Here is a 16,164-nt window from a genome sequence, read left to right on the forward strand (position 1 = left end):
AATTGATTTCGCAATTTTTGGCGTAAGTTTTTTTCAAACCACCAATCAGTACCTGAATCGACTACTTTTGTCGTTTGCCAACCTGAAGCATTATGTCTATCAAAGCGTTCCTGTTCGACCTCGATGGGGTTATTGTCGACACGGCCATCTACCATTATCAAGCCTGGAAACGGCTTGCCAATGAACTCGGCTTCGACATTTCGGAAGAATTTAATGAACAACTCAAAGGCGTTAGCCGCATGGAATCGCTGGATTTGATTCTGGCGCATGGCGGATTAACCCTATCGGATGATAAAAAGAACGAACTGGCTACCCAGAAAAACCAGTGGTATCTCGAACTTGTCAGCCGCATGACCTCCGATGATATTCTGCCAGGAGTGCCTGCTTTCTTTGCCCAGGTTCGCCAAGCAGGTTTGCTTACAGCACTTGGTTCGGTGAGTAAAAACGCGCCCATGATTCTGGAACGAATTGGTATGTCCGATGCCTTTGATGCCATTATCGACGGCACAAAAATCAGCAAAGGCAAACCCGATCCAGAAGTGTTTACTAAAGGGGCCGCCGAATTGGGCGTTAGTCCAGCCGAATGCGTTGTGTTTGAAGATGCAGTAGCGGGTGTCGAAGCGGGTAAGCGAGGTGGTATGTTTGTCGTAGGACTTGGTTCGCCTGAAGTACTCACCCAGGCCGACCTGGTTGCTCCTTCACTGGAAACATTGACAGTAGAGCAGGTTTTGGAAAAAGCATCGGTATAAAGTAGGCTAGCCCAGACTCACATAGAAATCATCAGTACTGGAGAAAACCCAATAGTACCCGATGGATCATTCGCCATAACGGCCTGATCGAGTTGCGCAATCCAATCCTGACAAACCGGAGCATCCATTTTGCAGTGGTGGTCCAATTGGAGGCATAAGTTAGCAGAAGCTGGCTTTTTGCGAAAGGCCTAAAATAAATTACACATAGCCAAAACAACAGCGGCTAGTAACGCGTTATGTGAGTGTATTTCGCTCGAGATGGCAAAGTAGTGTTGAATTGCAGTAGAGTGTCCATCAACAGCGAGACAAAAGCCAGATGACTTCGATCGTCTGGCTTTCTTTTTGGGTAAAATCCCGAATTTTACCCAAAAACCACAGAACCATGACGACCTGGCCTGACAATCGCATTCAACGTTTACTTGGTATTGACTTGCCCATTCTATTGGCTCCGATGGCAGGAGCGGCCACCTCCGAAATGGCAATTGCTGTCGCCGAAGCCGGTGGACTCGGATCGCTTGCCTGCGCGTTGCTTACACCAGAACAGATACGTGCAGAAGTAGCGCATATCCGACAACATACAACGCGCCCAATCAACCTTAATTTTTTCTGCCATCAACCGCCCCAGTTCGATGTCGACCGCGAGAACAACTGGAAAAAACGGCTGGAACCCTATTATCATGAACTGAACATCGATCCGCAAGCCCCCACGCCTATTTCAAATCGTGCTCCATTCGATGCCGCCTTATGCAATCTGGTTGCTGAATTAAAACCAGAGGTGGTGAGTTTTCACTTTGGACTTCCCGATAAAAGCCTTCTTGCCCGCGTAAAGGCCACAGGCGCGCAAATTCTGTCCTCGGCCACCACTGTCGATGAAGCACGTTGGCTTGAGCAGGAAGGTTGCGATGCAATCATTGCGCAGGGTGCCGAAGCTGGCGGACATCGGGGCTTATTTCTTAGTCGGGATATCTCAACGCAGGCAGGTACGATGGCGCTTGTACCCCAGATAGTCGATGCTGTAAAGGTACCGGTTATTGCTGCGGGCGGGATTGCGGATGCCCGCGGTATTGTAGCAGCCTTTGCGCTTGGAGCCTCGGCAGTACAAATCGGCACGGCTTACCTATTCTGTCCAGAATCAACGATAGCGCCTGTTCATCGAGAAGCCTTACGAAGTGCCAAAGACAATACAACAGCGATCACTAATGTATTTACGGGACGTCCAGCCAGAAGTATTGTCAATCGTCTGGTTCGTGAAGTTGGCCCTATGTCCGATAGCGCACCTGAATTTCCGCTGGCTGGCGGAGCCCTTGTGCCCCTGCGTGCAAAAACAGAGCCAGTTGGGTCGGGCGATTTTATGTCGCTGTGGTCAGGTCAGGCAGCTGCTTTGGGCCGGGAATTGCCAGCCGGTGAATTAACTCGACAGTTAGCAGAAGAAACATTAGCGCGATTGGGCAGGTAAGCGAAACCGTTTGGAAAATTGCCACTATCTTTAGAAACTGCAAAAGAGTAGGAACCGACGACTTTTCGGTTTTCAAACCAGACTCATTTATCTCTCCTTTTTATTCCATGCGAGCCTATTCTTTCATTTTTCTAAGCCTGATGAGTGCTGGTTTTACGACTCAGGCCCAGACCTGGCAACCTGTAACTACCCAAAATTCGTGCTCCCCTCGTCACGAAAATGCAGCGGCTCTCATCGGCGACAGTCTGTATGCGGTGGGTGGTCGGGGAATCAAACCACTGGAAGCACTCAATCTCAAAACACTGGTTTGGCAAACACTGCCAACTCCCCCGCTCGAAATGAATCATTTCCAGGCCATTAATTATAACGGGGAGCTTTATGTGATGGGCGCGTTTCAGGGCAAATACCCCCACGAAACACCTATACCAAACATCTATATCTACAGTCCGAAGCAGGGTATCTGGCGCATGGGTCCCGAAATTCCCAAAGAACGTCTTCGGGGTTCGGCGGGCGTAGTCGTTTATAAAAACAAGATTTATATGGCTTGCGGCATCATCGACGGGCATTACGACGGGCACGTAGCCTGGCTGGATGAGTATGACCCCAAAACAAATACCTGGAAACGCTTGCCCGATGCACCCCGCACGCGCGATCATATCAGTGCGGCTGTTGTAGACGATAAACTCTATCTGGCAGGCGGTCGTAACTCCACAGCACGAATCAATAAAGTGCTGGAAACGACTATTGCCGAAGTCGATGTGTATGATTTCAAAACGGGCAAATGGACAACCCTGCCCACTACATCCAATATTCCAACACAACGGGCTGGTGGCACGGCCGTAACGCAAGGCGGTAAAGTCTGGATTATTGGTGGCGAAACGGTACAACTTCTGGCGCATAACGAAGCCGAAGCCCTCGACCCAAAAACGAATCAGTGGACCAAAGGACCGGCCCTGAAACAAGGGCGTCATGGCACACAGGCTGTTGTTTACAAAGACAAAATTTATATTGTTGCCGGGTCGGCCAATCACGGCGGAGGACCGGAATTGAATACGGTGGAAGTGATGAAATAAGTGATAACTGTTCCAGGTTCCAGGTTTTCGAAGCCACATGAAACCTGGAACACGAAACCCAAGACTTAAAGCATGAAAAAACTTATCCAAACGCTAATTCTTTGCCTGATAACCATCTCAACAATATTGGCCCAAAAAGCAGCTGACCGTCAGGAATGGGTTCAGCTTTTCAATGGGAAAGATCTCAAAAACTGGGACATCAAGATTGCGGGATTGCCCCTGAATGATAATTACAAAAACACCTTCCGCGTCGAGAACGGCATCCTGCGTATTGCTTACGATCAGTACAAAACGTTCGATGGCAAATATGGCCATATGTACTACAATAAGCCGTTTTCGTATTACCGGGTGCGGTTTACGTACCGATTTGTAGGGAACCAAACACCTGGTGGCGATACCTGGAATGTACGCAACAGTGGCGTCATGGTCCACTCGCAATCGGCGGCAAGTTGTTCCATTGGGCAAACGTTTCCGGTATCACTGGAAATCCAGTTGCTGGGCGGCTTGGGCAAAGGGCCACGCCACACAGGCAACTTGTGTACACCCGGTACCCAGGTCTACATGCATGGCAAACTCAACCCCGAACATTGCATCGACTCAGATTCCAAAACCTACGATGGTGATCAATGGGTAACGGCCGAAGCTATTGTACTGGGGGACTCTATTGTTCATCATATTGTAGAAGGCAACACGGTACTGACCTATGAGCGCCCCGAAGTCGGTGGTGGCTTTGTGAGTGAAGGCACGGACTGGAAAGCAGCACACATCGACAATGCCGATTACTGGATCAGCCGAGCGAATACGCCCCTTGGTGAAGGCTACATTGCCCTGCAGGCCGAAAGCCACGCCATTGACTTCAAGAAGGTAGAAGTGCTTGAACTAAAAGGGTGCACAGACCCTAAAGCACTGAATTATAAGTCCTATTACCTAAAATCGGACAACACCCAGTGCCGATATAAAAAACGTTAACTATTCTGTTGTTTCAGGTTTCATGTTCCAGGTCTGAAGCAATTTAAATCTGGAACATGAAACCTGAAACAACCAACCTCTGCATGAAGCGCGTAACTGCTATTGACGTAACACGTGGTCTGGTCATGGTAATTATGGCCCTGGACCATGTTCGTGACCTATTGCACCTGCCCGCAATGAGTCAGAATCCGACCGATTTAACGACAACAACACCGGCTATTTTCATGACTCGTTGGGTTACGCACTTATGCGCACCAACCTTCGTGTTTTTATCGGGAACGTCGGCGTATTTGTCACTCAGGAAACGAAACGATGCCGCAGCCCGACAGTTTTTACGCAAGCGTGGGTTGGTTTTACTCCTGCTCGAACTCACGATAATCAACTTTGCCTTCTGGTTCGACATTCATTTTCATTCCCTTATGCTACAGGTAATTTACGCCATCGGGAGTGGGTTAATCATTCTCTCCTTTATCGTGAAATTACCCGTCAAATGGATCGCTATTATTGGCTTCGTGATTGTATTTGGGCATAATATTCTCCAGATCGTGCCTACGTTTGCTAATCCAGCGGCTCGCCTGACTTGGGCCTTAATCTTTCGCAGCGACTTTTTTTCAATAAGCCCATCGTTTGCCTTACTAGTAGCCTATCCAATCGTTCCCTGGTTAGGCATTATGCTCGTTGGTTTTGCCTGCGGCTCGTTGATGGAACGGCCCGTCGAAGAACGTAAACCACTCCTATTACGCATCGGCCTGGGCGCTTTAGTGCTGTTTGTACTGCTCCGTTTCCTGAACCTCTACGGCGATCCCGCTCCCTGGTCCGCGCAGAAAGATGCCTTATTTACGTTTCTGTCCTTCATGAACGTAACCAAGTACCCGCCTTCGCTGCTGTATACACTCGTCACGATTGGCCTGATGCTAATCTTCTTATCAAGCGCCGATGGAGCCAATAATGGCTTCACGCGTTGGCTAACGGTTTACGGAAAAGTGCCCATGTTTTATTACATTTTGCATTGGTATCTGGTGCACATAGCCATGCTTATCATGAGTTTTCTACAAGGCTATACCTGGGCCGATATTCCTTCTGGCCCCCTAAACTTTGGCCGACCCGATGGCGCCGGCCTCTCGCTGGGGGGCGTGTATGCCGTATGGATCGGATTGGTTCTTTTGTTGTACCCTGCCTGTAAATGGTATAGCCGCTACAAAGCCAATCATCCCGAAATTGGCTGGTTACGGTATCTCTAATGAATTTATCTTCTGTTAAAACCACATTCCTATTATGTTAACTCGATTTGCGGGCCAAGTAGCGATTATTACAGGCGGTGCCGATGGTATTGGAAAAGCGATTGCCAACCGCATTGCTTCTGAAGGCGCTACCATTGCCCTGTTCGATATTAACCATGTCCAACTCAAACGTACCGTTGCCGAGTTGAGCAAGCAGGGATTTGCCGTAACAGGTCATGTGGTCGATATTTCGCAGGAGAGTTCGGTTGAAAAGGCAATTCAGGCAGTCGCAGAAGCGTCAGGTCGTTTAGATATTATTGTGAACTCAGCGGGTATTGTAGGACCAACCAGCACCAAAATCACCGACTATTCAGTAGCCGACTACGATCGGGTTTACCATACCAATCTGCGGGGAGCTTTTCTGATGACCAAGTATGGCATTAAGGTCATGGAAAGCCGAAACTATGGGCGCATTCTCCATCTGGCTTCCATTGCGGGGAAAGAAGGTAACCCCTTTATGACGGGCTACTCGTCCATGAAAGCAGGAGTTATTGGCTTGGTCAAAGGAATCGGGAAAGAATACGCCGAAACTGGCATTACGGTCAATGGATTGGCTCCTGCGGTCATCAAAACGGCCTTAAACAACGATACTGACCCTGAACAACTGGCCTATATGACGGCCAAAATACCCATGAAACGCTTGGGTACGGTAGAAGAAGTAGCGGCTATGGCTGCCTGGATTGTATCGGAAGAAGCCAGTTTCACTACAGGTTTCATCTTTGATTTATCGGGCGGACGAGCTACTTATTGATTGACGAAATCAGCTGCCAGAGCAACAGCCGATGGGCAACTATAACTAGATTAGTTAAACAGAGTCTTCTGCTCAAAAACCGAAACGCGTCACTCGCGCTCCTGAAAGTGGCATTCCGCCGGTTTCTTTTTTGCAGTTTATGACTAGTAACTAGTTTTGTTTATAAACCTAACGTGCTATGTCCTATCGTCTAACGACTTCGCAAAAATGGCAACTCGCCCTGAGCGTGTTCGTTATTTACTGGCCCATTCGACTGTACGTCAATGGGGCTACGCTAGATTGGTTGTTCTCACCACGAAATATTCCGTTTTGGGTACTCGAAATATGCCTGATCATTTTGTTTCTATATGCCTGGCTTACTGTAACCGAATGGCTACAGCAACGATTCGTTAGTCGTTTTGGGGATGGATTCCTGATTGAATTCAAAATCCCAGCTCAGGTTGCCACCTTAGTGATTGCCAGCGCCTTGGCTGTTCTGTTCAATATTGGTTTTGGGATGCTTTGGAAGGGTCTGGATACTGTTTTAGAACAACAGTTTGGGTTCTACCGCGAACAGGAAGCTCGTTTTCAACGTCCGCCTGGGCCACCCCGTACCGAAGAAGATAGACGTAGAGGCCGTGAACAACGTCGGCGCGTGAACAACGGGTTGACTGTGATGTCGATGTTATCGGCCTTCTATCTGGCCGCGAACCGACGGGCCAATCGACGGCTGGAGGAAATTCAGGTACGCGCCGAACGGCTGGAAAAAGAGAATGTGCAGGCCCAGTTTGCTGCGCTAAAAAGCCAGGTAAATCCGCATTTTCTGTTCAATAGCCTCAGTATCTTGTCGTCGTTAGTACATGCTGATGCCGAATTGTCCGAAAAATTCATTGACCAGTTATCGAGGGCATATCGCTATATTCTTGAACAGAAAGACAACGAGCGGGTTCTCCTTAAAACAGAGTTGGAGTTTATTCAGGCTTACCGCTTCTTGCTCAATATCCGCTTCGAGAACAAATTTGATGTCATTATTAATGTGCCCGAGGCTGATCTAACGCGCTATAGTATCGCCCCGCTAACGTTGCAACTACTCGTAGAGAATGCGGTGAAACACAACCGAATGTCTGTCAAAGAGCCTTTGAAAGTGCATATTCAGCTTGAAGGCGATTGTTTAGTTGTCAGAAATAACCTACAGCCTCGTCCACAATCGGAAACATCGACTGGTGTAGGTCTGCAAAATATTATTACCCGTTACGCCATGCTTACTGAGGAATCGGTTTGGGTGGGTGAGAGCGATGGTAGTTTTGTTGTTAAGATTCCTCTATTACTTAATGAGCGCATGAATGAAGTAGTGAATGAACGAGCTAACGTGCTGATAAATAAAGTATAAACAGGCTCATTTTCATTTATTTATTCGCTCAGTAACTGATCAAAAATGAACGTAGTCATCATCGAAGACGAAAACCTAACCGCCAAACGACTCGAAAGTCTGCTTCATAAATACGATTCGGGTATTAACGTGCTAGCCCGACTTCCATCGGTAGCCGAAGCGGTGGCGTGGTTTAGCGAATCAACAGACCCCATCGACCTGATTTTTATGGACATCCACCTCGAAGATGACCTGGGATTCCGCATTTTTGAGCAAACACAAGTGGCTACGCCGGTTATTTTCACGACAGCCTATGACGAATACATGATTCAGGCGTTTAAGGTCAATAGCATCGATTACCTGCTGAAACCTATCAATTATGATGAGTTGGTTGCCGCTATCGAAAAGTTTAAAGCGCTGAAAAAACAATTTGGGCAGAATACGTCTTCCTCACACGACATTGAAACGTTACTCAACCTGATTGGCAAATCGAAGCATACCGATTACAAAGATCGGTTTATGATTACGGTTGGCACGAAAATCAGGAGCATTGAAACCAGCGAAGTAGCCTATTTCTATCTGGAAGAAAAAGTAGTGTTTTTAGTCACGAAAGATGGCCTGACACTACCCGTTGATTACAGTCTGGACAAACTGACCCAGTTGCTGAATCCTCGGCAGTTTTTCCGAATCAGTCGTCAGTTTCTGGTTTCACTCCCCGCTATCCAGACGATTCACACGTTTTCGGCGGGTAAACTTAAGCTCGACTTAAACCCCAAATCTCGTCAGGAGGTCTTCGTTAGTGGCGACCGCATGACTGAGTTCAAGGAGTGGCTGGGCAAATAAACACAAAGAGACGCTCAGACTCCCGATTTACATTGAGTCCAATAAACAGACAACCCCGCCAGATTAGCTAGCGGGGTTGTCTGTTTATTGGACTGTACGATTTACCTGACTTTTCGAATGACGACAGGTACGCACTTTGGTGCAGGACACTCACATTCAGCCGGACTCAGAACGACCGTTACATCGGAGAAGCAAGTACCATTGGCACTGTACAATCGAATCGTATAGGACTGCGCACTAGCGGGGTTTGCCAAATTTGCAAAAGACACCACACCTCCGCTTACTACCTGATTACTAGGCGCACCATAAGCAGGCCCGGCGTAGGTGGTTCCGAGCGAAATATCAGCCCGTTCCGCATTCTGCAACGTCGTGAAGTCAATATGCGCATTGTTATTTGCCGCTGCCCCTGTACAAGTAGCTGCGACTACTGTTGGAGCCACACTGTAAGTTGGCGCTGAATTCACAACGACGGTTGTTGCTATGGCAGCGGTACAGCCTGTTAGAAACGTACAGGTGGCCGAGTACGTCGTGGTGATTAGCGGTGTAATCGTTAGAGACGCCGTATTATCACCCGTAGCCCAGTTGAGTGTACCGCCAGCGCAACCATTAACCGTTAAGGTAGCCGTTCCTCCCGCACACAAGGTAACCGAGTTAATGGTGAGTTGTGGTGCAGGATTAACGGTTACAGTCGTACTCGCAACAGCGCTACAACCCACTGAGCTATTTACCGTCACCGAATAAGGTCCGCTGGCAGTTACAGAAATCGTCGCAGTCGTCGCACCTGTTGACCACAGGTAGCCACTCCCTCCGCCTGCGGTGAGTGTTGTGCTTTCCCCCTGGCATATCGTTGAATTAGTAACCGCGATTGTCGCCGTCACCGATGGGTTCACCGTCACCGTACCCGTGGCCACCGCTGAACAACCAAAGCCCGAGGTCACCGTCACTGAATAAGGATTCGATCCGTTCACCGTGGGCGCCACTACTAAGGTGCCCGAGGTGTTGTTGGTCACCGTGGTGCCATCAAAGAAACGATAACTAGACCCGCCACCCGCTACTAACGTGCCGCTGGTGCCGTTACAGATGGTAATACTGGACAAGGTCGCTGTCACCGATGGGTTCACTGTCACCGTACCCGTGGCCACCGCTGAACAACCGAAGCCTGAGGTCACTGTCACCGAGTAGGGATTATCGCCGTTCACCGTGGGTGCTACCACTAAGGTACCCGAGGTGTTGTTGGTTACCGTAGTGCCATCGAAGAAGCGGTAGTTTGTTCCCCCTTCGGCGGTCAGTGTACCGCTGGTGCCGTTACAGATGGTGATGCTGGAGAGCGTGGCCGTTACCGATGGGTTCACCGTCACCGTACCCGTGGCCACCGCTGAACAACCGAAGCCCGAGGTCACCGTCACCGAATAAGGATTCGACCCATTCACTGTAGGCGCCACCACTAAAGTTCCTGAGGTATTGTTGGTCACTGTGGTGCCATCAAAGAAGCGGTACGAACTGCCGCCACCCGCTACTAACGTGCCGCTGGTGCCGTTACAAATCGTGATGCTGGACAGCGTGGCCGTCACCGATGGGTTCACTGTCACCGTACCCGTGGCCACCGCCGAACAACCGAAGCCCGAGGTCACTGTCACCGAGTAGGGATTATCGCCGTTCACCGTGGGTGCTACCACTAAGGTACCCGAGGTGTTGTTGGTTACCGTAGTGCCATCAAAGAAACGGTACGAACTACCGCCACCTGCCACCAACGTACCGCTGGTGCCGTTACAAATCGTGATGCTGGACAAGGTCGCTGTTACTGATGGATTGACCGTAACGGTAGTAGAGGTTACACCGGGACAGGTTCCATAAGCGCTTGGCGTACACGTTACCGAGTAAATGGTTGTTGCGGTTGGGGATACCAAAATACTTGCTGTTGTGGCGCTTGATGCATTTGCGCTCCATAATAAAGTTCCTCCTGTGCAGCCTGCAACCGTTAAGCTTGTGCTTTGTCCCTGACAAATAGCTGGGTTTGTAGGCGTAATAGCCAGCGTTGGAACCAGCCCATCCTCGACAACAATTGGGCAACATCCATTAGCCGGGCAACTTACATTCGCTGTGGTTGTAAATGTATAACTACCCGATTGTACAATTGTAAAACTGTTTCCTGTGGCTACGGGTGTTGACCCTCCATTTCTGAACCATTGGACATTGGTATATTGAGCCGGTAAACTAGCAACATAATTTTCCCCAGCACATAGCTTGATGGGGACAGTTACACAAGACCTTCCCGCATTATTCGCTACACTGTTCTCTGTATCAGTCGTTGCAACATATGCCGTATTATATAAGACTCCTTCGGCACGCGTGGTTGTCGTCACCGTCAGATTCGTTGTCGCCCCTGCGGTTAATGTGCCTAGATTCCAAACTAAAATCCGGGTATCTCCATAAGTCGTTGTGGTTGCAGCTGGCGATGACGATACATAAGCCAAACCAGCGTCCAGCGTATCCCGCACTTGTACATTGGTAGCCGCTCCACTCCCGCTATTCGTTACCTGAATCGTGAAGGTCGCATTATTACCTAACGTCGTTTGCGATACATCTGTGGTTTTAGCCACAATTAAATCAGGGTTTCCGGCCACGAAACCAATATCATACGAGTTATCGGCGGTGTTGGTATTGTTGGTCGTCAGAAAAACAACCGCATTCCCACCAACCAGTTGAGCATCACTATCTACCTCTGGGTTGCTCCCCTGATGGTAACTGGTCAATTTCAGACCTGAAGGAAAATCGCCGGGAGCGATCCTGACTTCGTAAGCCGTATTGGGCAATAATCCCGTTGTGAACGAATATTGACCACTACTATTGGTGGTAGTTTGCCCACGCTGTATCCCACTCTGATAGAGCCGAACAATTACGTTAGCAATACCCGGTTCTCCGGTATCCTGAATACCATTTCGGTTATAATCCAGGAATACAAAATCACCAATTCCCAAAAGTTTCGGAGCCGACTCCTTGTTAGGAGCTTCTGCCCGTACCAACTGCGCTATCAGCAATAAGCCAATAACCCAACCATGTCTCAACATCCTAAGTGACAGAGGCATAATCATTTGTAGTTTTTTTTTCATCAATTCAAGCGGTAAGATGTGAATCAAAAAAGGCACATATCCATAAATTCGAAATCGCTAATTCATATTAAGGGGCAATCGTAACGATGACACAAGACGGTGATGGGCACTGACAATTCACAGGATCAAGTCGGGCACCAACATCGACAAAACAACTCCCCGATCCGCTAAACAACCGAATAGTATATGTCTGGCTGGAAGCTGGATTAGGCAGGCTACTAAAGCTAACCGCACTACTAGTCACTATTTTATTACTTGCAGCTCCGTATGCTGGCCCTGAATAGGTTGCTCCTAAGGAGATATCGGCACGCTCGGTATTCTGTAATGTAGTAAAGTCAATATGGGCCGAGTTCGTAGCCGTCACTCCATTGCAGGTAGCTGCGGTAACGGTCGGTATGCTTGTAAATGTGGGAGTAGGACGTATCGTTACAGTCGCTGAAACTGAAGCGGAACAACCCGAAGTGTTCGTACACGTAGCGGAATAGGTTGTTGTGACCACTGGAGCGACGACAATAGACGTAGTATTGTCGCCTGTTGACCAAAGCAAAGTCCCACCCGTACAGCCCCCTACGGATAAGGTGGTCGATGAACCGGCACAGATTGAAACTGAATTTAAGGTCAAGACTGGTGTAGGCGGTTGAGCATTCACCGTCACTGAAGTAGCCGCTGAGGTACAACCGCTACTATTGCGAACCGTCACAGCGTAGGTGCCTGCTACCACACCCGTGAACACGCCCGTTGTATTCGTATAGGTTGTGCCATTAATACTATACGTCAACCCGGTACCGATGGGTGCCGTAATGGTAATGGTACCCGTGGAGGTCAGACAGTTGGGCTGAGCCGTCACACTCACGGTTGGGGCGGCAGGCGTGGACGGTTGTGCATTTACTGTAACTGAGGTAGCAGTAGAAATACAACCAAGACCATTTCGATCGGTCACTGCATATACACCCGGAGCCACGCCGGTAAACACACCCGTCGTATTGGTGTAAGTCGATCCGTCAATGCTATAAGAAAACCCGAGACCGGTCGGAGCCGTGATGGTAATGGTGCCGGTGGCCGTCAGACAGTTGGGTTGTGATGTCACGCTTGCCGTTGGAGCCGCTGAGGCTAGTAAGGCGCCATTTACGGTTGCGGTAGTAGCTGAGGACGTACACCCACTACTATTGCGGACCGTCACCGAGTACGTTCCAGGTGCAACGCCAGAAAAGGTTGTAGACGAAACATAGTTTACGCCGTCTATACTATACGTCAATCCTGTACCTGTGGGCGCCGTGATAGTGATTGTTCCAGTTGGTTGCGTACACGTTGGCTGGGTTACATTCACCGTTGGCGCTGCCGGTGTCGCAGGTTGCGCAGTTATCGTTACCGACGTAGCGGAAGACGTACACCCACTATTTGTATTGCGGACGGTAACAGTATAGGTACCTGCCGCCACACCTGTGAACACACCTGTTGTATTGGTGTAAGTCGTACCGTTGATACTATACGTTAAACCCGTTCCTGTAGGGGCTGTAACAGTAATGGTACCCGTGGCAAGCGTACAACTGGGCTGTATTAAACTAACCGTGGGGGTAGCTGGTGTAGCCGTATTGCTGACCACGGTTGTAGTAGCTACTGCTGTACAACCACTGGGCGTCGTTACCAAAACCGTATAGGTTCCCGGCTGCGTAACAACCGCTGTACTGGTCGAACCCGTTTGACTTAGACCTGGCCCGGTAAATGCATACGAAGTTGGGGCAGTGCTGCTGGTTGCTGTTAACGTAACGCTGGTTACTGTACAGGTTAGTGTTCCTGAATTAGTTAGGGTAACTGTAGGTGGAGCGTCGACGGTTACCGATGTAACGGCAGTGCTCGTACAGGCCGTGTTTGAATTGAGCGAATTGGTAGTTGTAACGCTAAAATTATATACGCCAGCTGCCAGTCCACTAACCGTAGCCGTGTTTGTGGTGCTTGTAGAGCCAATAATGCCATTCGGCCCTCTGAATGTATAATTCGTTACGCCTGAAGCACTTGTACCGGGCGTAGCCGTCAGGCTAATCGTACTACCCACACAAACCAGCGAAGCATTAGCCGTTAAAAGTGGTTGAAGAACTCGAAACGTAACCGACGTTATGGCCTGATTACCAATATTATCCTGCGCATAGAACGACGTAACCGATGTTCCCTCGGTAGTAGGATTAAAACTAAAGGCAGAGGTTACCGTATTTGAACCCGTGACAGGCGAGAATGTAGCCCCCGATGGCAAACCTACCCCCTGAAGCGTGATGGTATTACTGGTTGGATCAGTATCGGTTGCCCGAACATTAAAATTAATTGGACAACCTACATACGTCTGTATAGTCGAATTATTTGCGGGCGTAATGCCCCCATACACAAAAACGGGCGGATCGCTGGCAGCAACGATTTTAATAATAAAGTCAACAATGACAAACGACTTGCCATCTGATATTTTTATGATCGCATTGTATAACTGCCCAACTGCTTTCGGCGACCGCGTGTCGAATGTGGCTACACCACTGGATGAAATGGAAAAATTGGTTGGCTGAGTAAACGTATACGATGTTGCGCCCAGATCAGCGGCAGTTGCCAGACTGAACGTAAGCGGATTGCCATCTGGATCTGTAGCGGGCACTGTAAACGTAGCCGCAGACTGATTAAACGGTAGATTGACAATTGGCGGTAAGGTCGATGCTGGTGGCAGGTTGGCATTGGCAGCACCGACGTTAACCAACGAGTTGATTCGATAACGGCCATCGCCATTATTCTGCAACGTACTAAGCCGTGCGCTTGCCTCAATAAAGGCGGTAAAGTTTCCTGTTGTTGAGTATGCCTTTGTTAATATAGCTTCAGCATAAAAATAATCATCTGCTGTATTAACCGAAGTTACCGTAAAATTGAACGCTGTAGTCGTCGTGCCATCGCCATAGGTAAAGGCGGCACTTCCGTTGGCATTGGCATTACTAACGGTAGAACCAACGGTTGGTGTGGGAGAGAAATTACTATAACTCAGCCGGAACCCCATGGTGAGCTTAAACTCAATAGTTCGGCCTGTTGCATCAGACGGTAATTGTCGCCAGCTAAGGTTGCCATATCTAAAGTGCGTTGCATTAGCCGCAGGTATATGTACGAGCTGCCCAAGGAGACAGAACAATATACATAGCCAAACTCGTTTTAAATAGCTTGGCAACGCCATAAATGAGCTATAAACCTGCACCATACACAAACGTCAAGTAAACCAATACCTTCTGGTTAAAATCTGTTATAGAAGCTATCCCCTTATCTACAATATTATGTTTGAACTATTTGCGAAATCGTTAAACACAATAGCCAATTCTATGCCAGAGTTGAACATTTTAACATGTAATAGAATGTTCAGACATGCGATCAACTATAACTCCCTAATAATCAAAAGGAAGCAAAAAACATTATGAGCGAAAGGCCAAGGTTTGGGAAATTGGCTCTCTACATTCAGAGCAGGAGAACACATATTTATAGTTAGAAAGCCGTCTGCTCCTGCATCCTTGTCGGCTAGCAGATCGGCTGTTTTGTTTTAATAAGGAGCCATGACAAATAAGATCGAACAGGAAACCGTACCTTTGTCGTATGGAGAATACCGACAAGCCTCGCCGACAGCGCGGCCAACGTACTGATAGTAAACTGACTGTCGCAGAGCCGATTCAGCTAATGGCGTTTCTAATTGCCCAGTTACCTCATAAGAATCGGAACAACATCAAATCGTTGCTGAGTAACAAGCAAATTCTCGTTGATGGTAAAGTGTTCACGCAGTTTAATCATCCGCTGAGAGCCGGGCAAATTGTGACTGTAGCCGCTAATCGTGCCCCTCAAACCACGCAGTACCGTGGTCTGACCATTCTATACGAAGACCCAAGTATTATTGTCATTAACAAACAGGCCGGGCTGCTCTCGATGGCAACGAACAAAGAGCGGGACCGTACTGCCTATGGCATTTTGAGTGATTACCTTAAGAAAGAGAATCCCAAAAACAAAATCTTCATCATCCACCGGCTCGATCGCGAGACGTCGGGTGTTATGATGTTTGCCAAAAGCGAGAAAGTTCAGAAGTTGATGCAGGAGTCCTGGAATGCGACGACTAAACAGCGGACTTACGTAGCTTTGGTGGAAGGCGTACCAGAACCACCAACTGGCACAGTTACCTCCTTCCTGCGCGAAAGTAAAGCGCTGATCGTTTATTCGAGTCAGAATCCCGATAACGGACAGCTAGCCATCACGAATTACAAGGTTTTAAAATCCAATCAAGCGTATTCGTTGCTGGAACTAGAGCTGGAAACCGGGCGCAAAAATCAGATTCGGGTGCATATGCAGGACATTGGCCACCCTATTGTGGGCGATGCCAAGTATGGAGCATCTACCGATCCTATTGGCCGACTGGGGTTACATGCCGAAGTACTAGCCTTTGAACACCCGATAACGGGCGAGGCTATGCGTTTCGATGCCCCCATACCCCGAGCTTTTGTGAATATGATGAAAGAACGGACTGAGGAGTAGTCAGAAATAATCAAGAGTGGTCAGGTATTGTCAAGGACTGTCTATCGACACCTGA

11 protein-coding genes are annotated in these 16,164 nt (G+C 48.7%); 9 read left to right on the top strand and 2 right to left on the bottom strand.

Annotated elements, in window-relative coordinates:
- The first annotated feature begins 92 nt into the window (after positions 1-92).
- The 8 genes from pgmB to ACYVGR_RS04945 all read left to right on the top strand — a co-directional run bounded on the left by pgmB (position 93) and on the right by ACYVGR_RS04945 (position 8,469).
- Positions 93-749, top strand: a complete 657-nt coding sequence (gene pgmB / locus ACYVGR_RS04910) for a beta-phosphoglucomutase (protein ID WP_460954160.1) — start codon at positions 93-95, stop codon at positions 747-749.
- A gap of 316 nt (positions 750-1,065) precedes the next feature.
- The gene (locus ACYVGR_RS04915) at positions 1,066-2,205 is read left to right on the top strand and encodes an NAD(P)H-dependent flavin oxidoreductase (protein WP_460954161.1); all 1,140 of its coding nucleotides are present in this window, start codon (positions 1,066-1,068) and stop codon (positions 2,203-2,205) included.
- Between the two features lie 107 nt (positions 2,206-2,312).
- Positions 2,313-3,278, top strand: coding sequence for a Kelch repeat-containing protein (locus tag ACYVGR_RS04920; protein ID WP_460954162.1), 966 nt, complete (start codon positions 2,313-2,315; stop codon positions 3,276-3,278).
- A 72-nt stretch (positions 3,279-3,350) separates the two neighbouring features.
- The gene (locus ACYVGR_RS04925; RefSeq protein WP_460954163.1) at positions 3,351-4,247 is read left to right on the top strand and encodes a 3-keto-disaccharide hydrolase; all 897 of its coding nucleotides are present in this window, start codon (positions 3,351-3,353) and stop codon (positions 4,245-4,247) included.
- Between the two features lie 83 nt (positions 4,248-4,330).
- Positions 4,331-5,488 carry a DUF1624 domain-containing protein gene (locus ACYVGR_RS04930; RefSeq protein WP_460954164.1) on the top strand — a complete coding sequence of 386 codons (1,158 nt, stop codon included), beginning with the start codon at positions 4,331-4,333 and terminating at the stop codon, positions 5,486-5,488.
- Between the two features lie 34 nt (positions 5,489-5,522).
- Positions 5,523-6,278: an SDR family NAD(P)-dependent oxidoreductase gene (locus tag ACYVGR_RS04935; RefSeq protein ID WP_460954165.1), complete on the top strand. Its 756-nt coding sequence runs from the start codon at positions 5,523-5,525 to the stop codon at positions 6,276-6,278.
- A 178-nt stretch (positions 6,279-6,456) separates the two neighbouring features.
- The gene (locus ACYVGR_RS04940; RefSeq protein ID WP_460954166.1) at positions 6,457-7,647 is read left to right on the top strand and encodes a sensor histidine kinase; all 1,191 of its coding nucleotides are present in this window, start codon (positions 6,457-6,459) and stop codon (positions 7,645-7,647) included.
- A gap of 45 nt (positions 7,648-7,692) precedes the next feature.
- Positions 7,693-8,469 (top strand): LytR/AlgR family response regulator transcription factor, encoded by a 777-nt coding sequence (locus ACYVGR_RS04945; RefSeq protein ID WP_460954167.1) that lies wholly within the window; start codon positions 7,693-7,695, stop codon positions 8,467-8,469.
- A 101-nt stretch (positions 8,470-8,570) separates the two neighbouring features.
- On the opposite strand, the gene ACYVGR_RS04950 is transcribed toward ACYVGR_RS04945, so the two are convergent.
- Together ACYVGR_RS04950 and ACYVGR_RS04955 are read right to left on the bottom strand one after the other, a co-directional pair.
- Positions 8,571-11,555, bottom strand: a complete 2,985-nt coding sequence (locus ACYVGR_RS04950; protein ID WP_460954168.1) for an SdrD B-like domain-containing protein — start codon at positions 11,553-11,555, stop codon at positions 8,571-8,573.
- A gap of 91 nt (positions 11,556-11,646) precedes the next feature.
- Positions 11,647-14,799 (bottom strand): beta strand repeat-containing protein, encoded by a 3,153-nt coding sequence (locus ACYVGR_RS04955; RefSeq protein WP_460954170.1) that lies wholly within the window; start codon positions 14,797-14,799, stop codon positions 11,647-11,649.
- A gap of 386 nt (positions 14,800-15,185) precedes the next feature.
- Here ACYVGR_RS04955 and ACYVGR_RS04960 point away from each other — a divergent pair, with 386 nt between their 5' ends.
- Positions 15,186-16,109 carry an RluA family pseudouridine synthase gene (locus ACYVGR_RS04960; protein WP_460954172.1) on the top strand — a complete coding sequence of 308 codons (924 nt, stop codon included), beginning with the start codon at positions 15,186-15,188 and terminating at the stop codon, positions 16,107-16,109.
- The last annotated feature ends 55 nt before the right edge of the window (positions 16,110-16,164 follow it).

Source organism: Spirosoma litoris, assembly GCF_054776755.1.

Bases quoted from the DNA above. Each gene is read 5' to 3' on its own strand.
- ACYVGR_RS04950 (WP_460954168.1), bottom strand. From the start codon at position 11,555: ATGCCTCTGTCACTTAGGATGTTGAGACATGGTTGGGTTATTGGCTTA.
- ACYVGR_RS04945 (WP_460954167.1), top strand. From the start codon at position 7,693: ATGAACGTAGTCATCATCGAAGACGAAAACCTAACCGCCAAACGACTC.
- ACYVGR_RS04915 (WP_460954161.1), top strand. From the start codon at position 1,066: ATGACTTCGATCGTCTGGCTTTCTTTTTGGGTAAAATCCCGAATTTTA.
- ACYVGR_RS04955 (WP_460954170.1), bottom strand. From the start codon at position 14,799: ATGGTGCAGGTTTATAGCTCATTTATGGCGTTGCCAAGCTATTTAAAA.
- ACYVGR_RS04960 (WP_460954172.1), top strand. From the start codon at position 15,186: ATGGAGAATACCGACAAGCCTCGCCGACAGCGCGGCCAACGTACTGAT.
- ACYVGR_RS04925 (WP_460954163.1), top strand. From the start codon at position 3,351: ATGAAAAAACTTATCCAAACGCTAATTCTTTGCCTGATAACCATCTCA.
- ACYVGR_RS04920 (WP_460954162.1), top strand. From the start codon at position 2,313: ATGCGAGCCTATTCTTTCATTTTTCTAAGCCTGATGAGTGCTGGTTTT.
- ACYVGR_RS04930 (WP_460954164.1), top strand. From the start codon at position 4,331: ATGAAGCGCGTAACTGCTATTGACGTAACACGTGGTCTGGTCATGGTA.
- ACYVGR_RS04935 (WP_460954165.1), top strand. From the start codon at position 5,523: ATGTTAACTCGATTTGCGGGCCAAGTAGCGATTATTACAGGCGGTGCC.
- ACYVGR_RS04940 (WP_460954166.1), top strand. From the start codon at position 6,457: ATGTCCTATCGTCTAACGACTTCGCAAAAATGGCAACTCGCCCTGAGC.
- pgmB (WP_460954160.1), top strand. From the start codon at position 93: ATGTCTATCAAAGCGTTCCTGTTCGACCTCGATGGGGTTATTGTCGAC.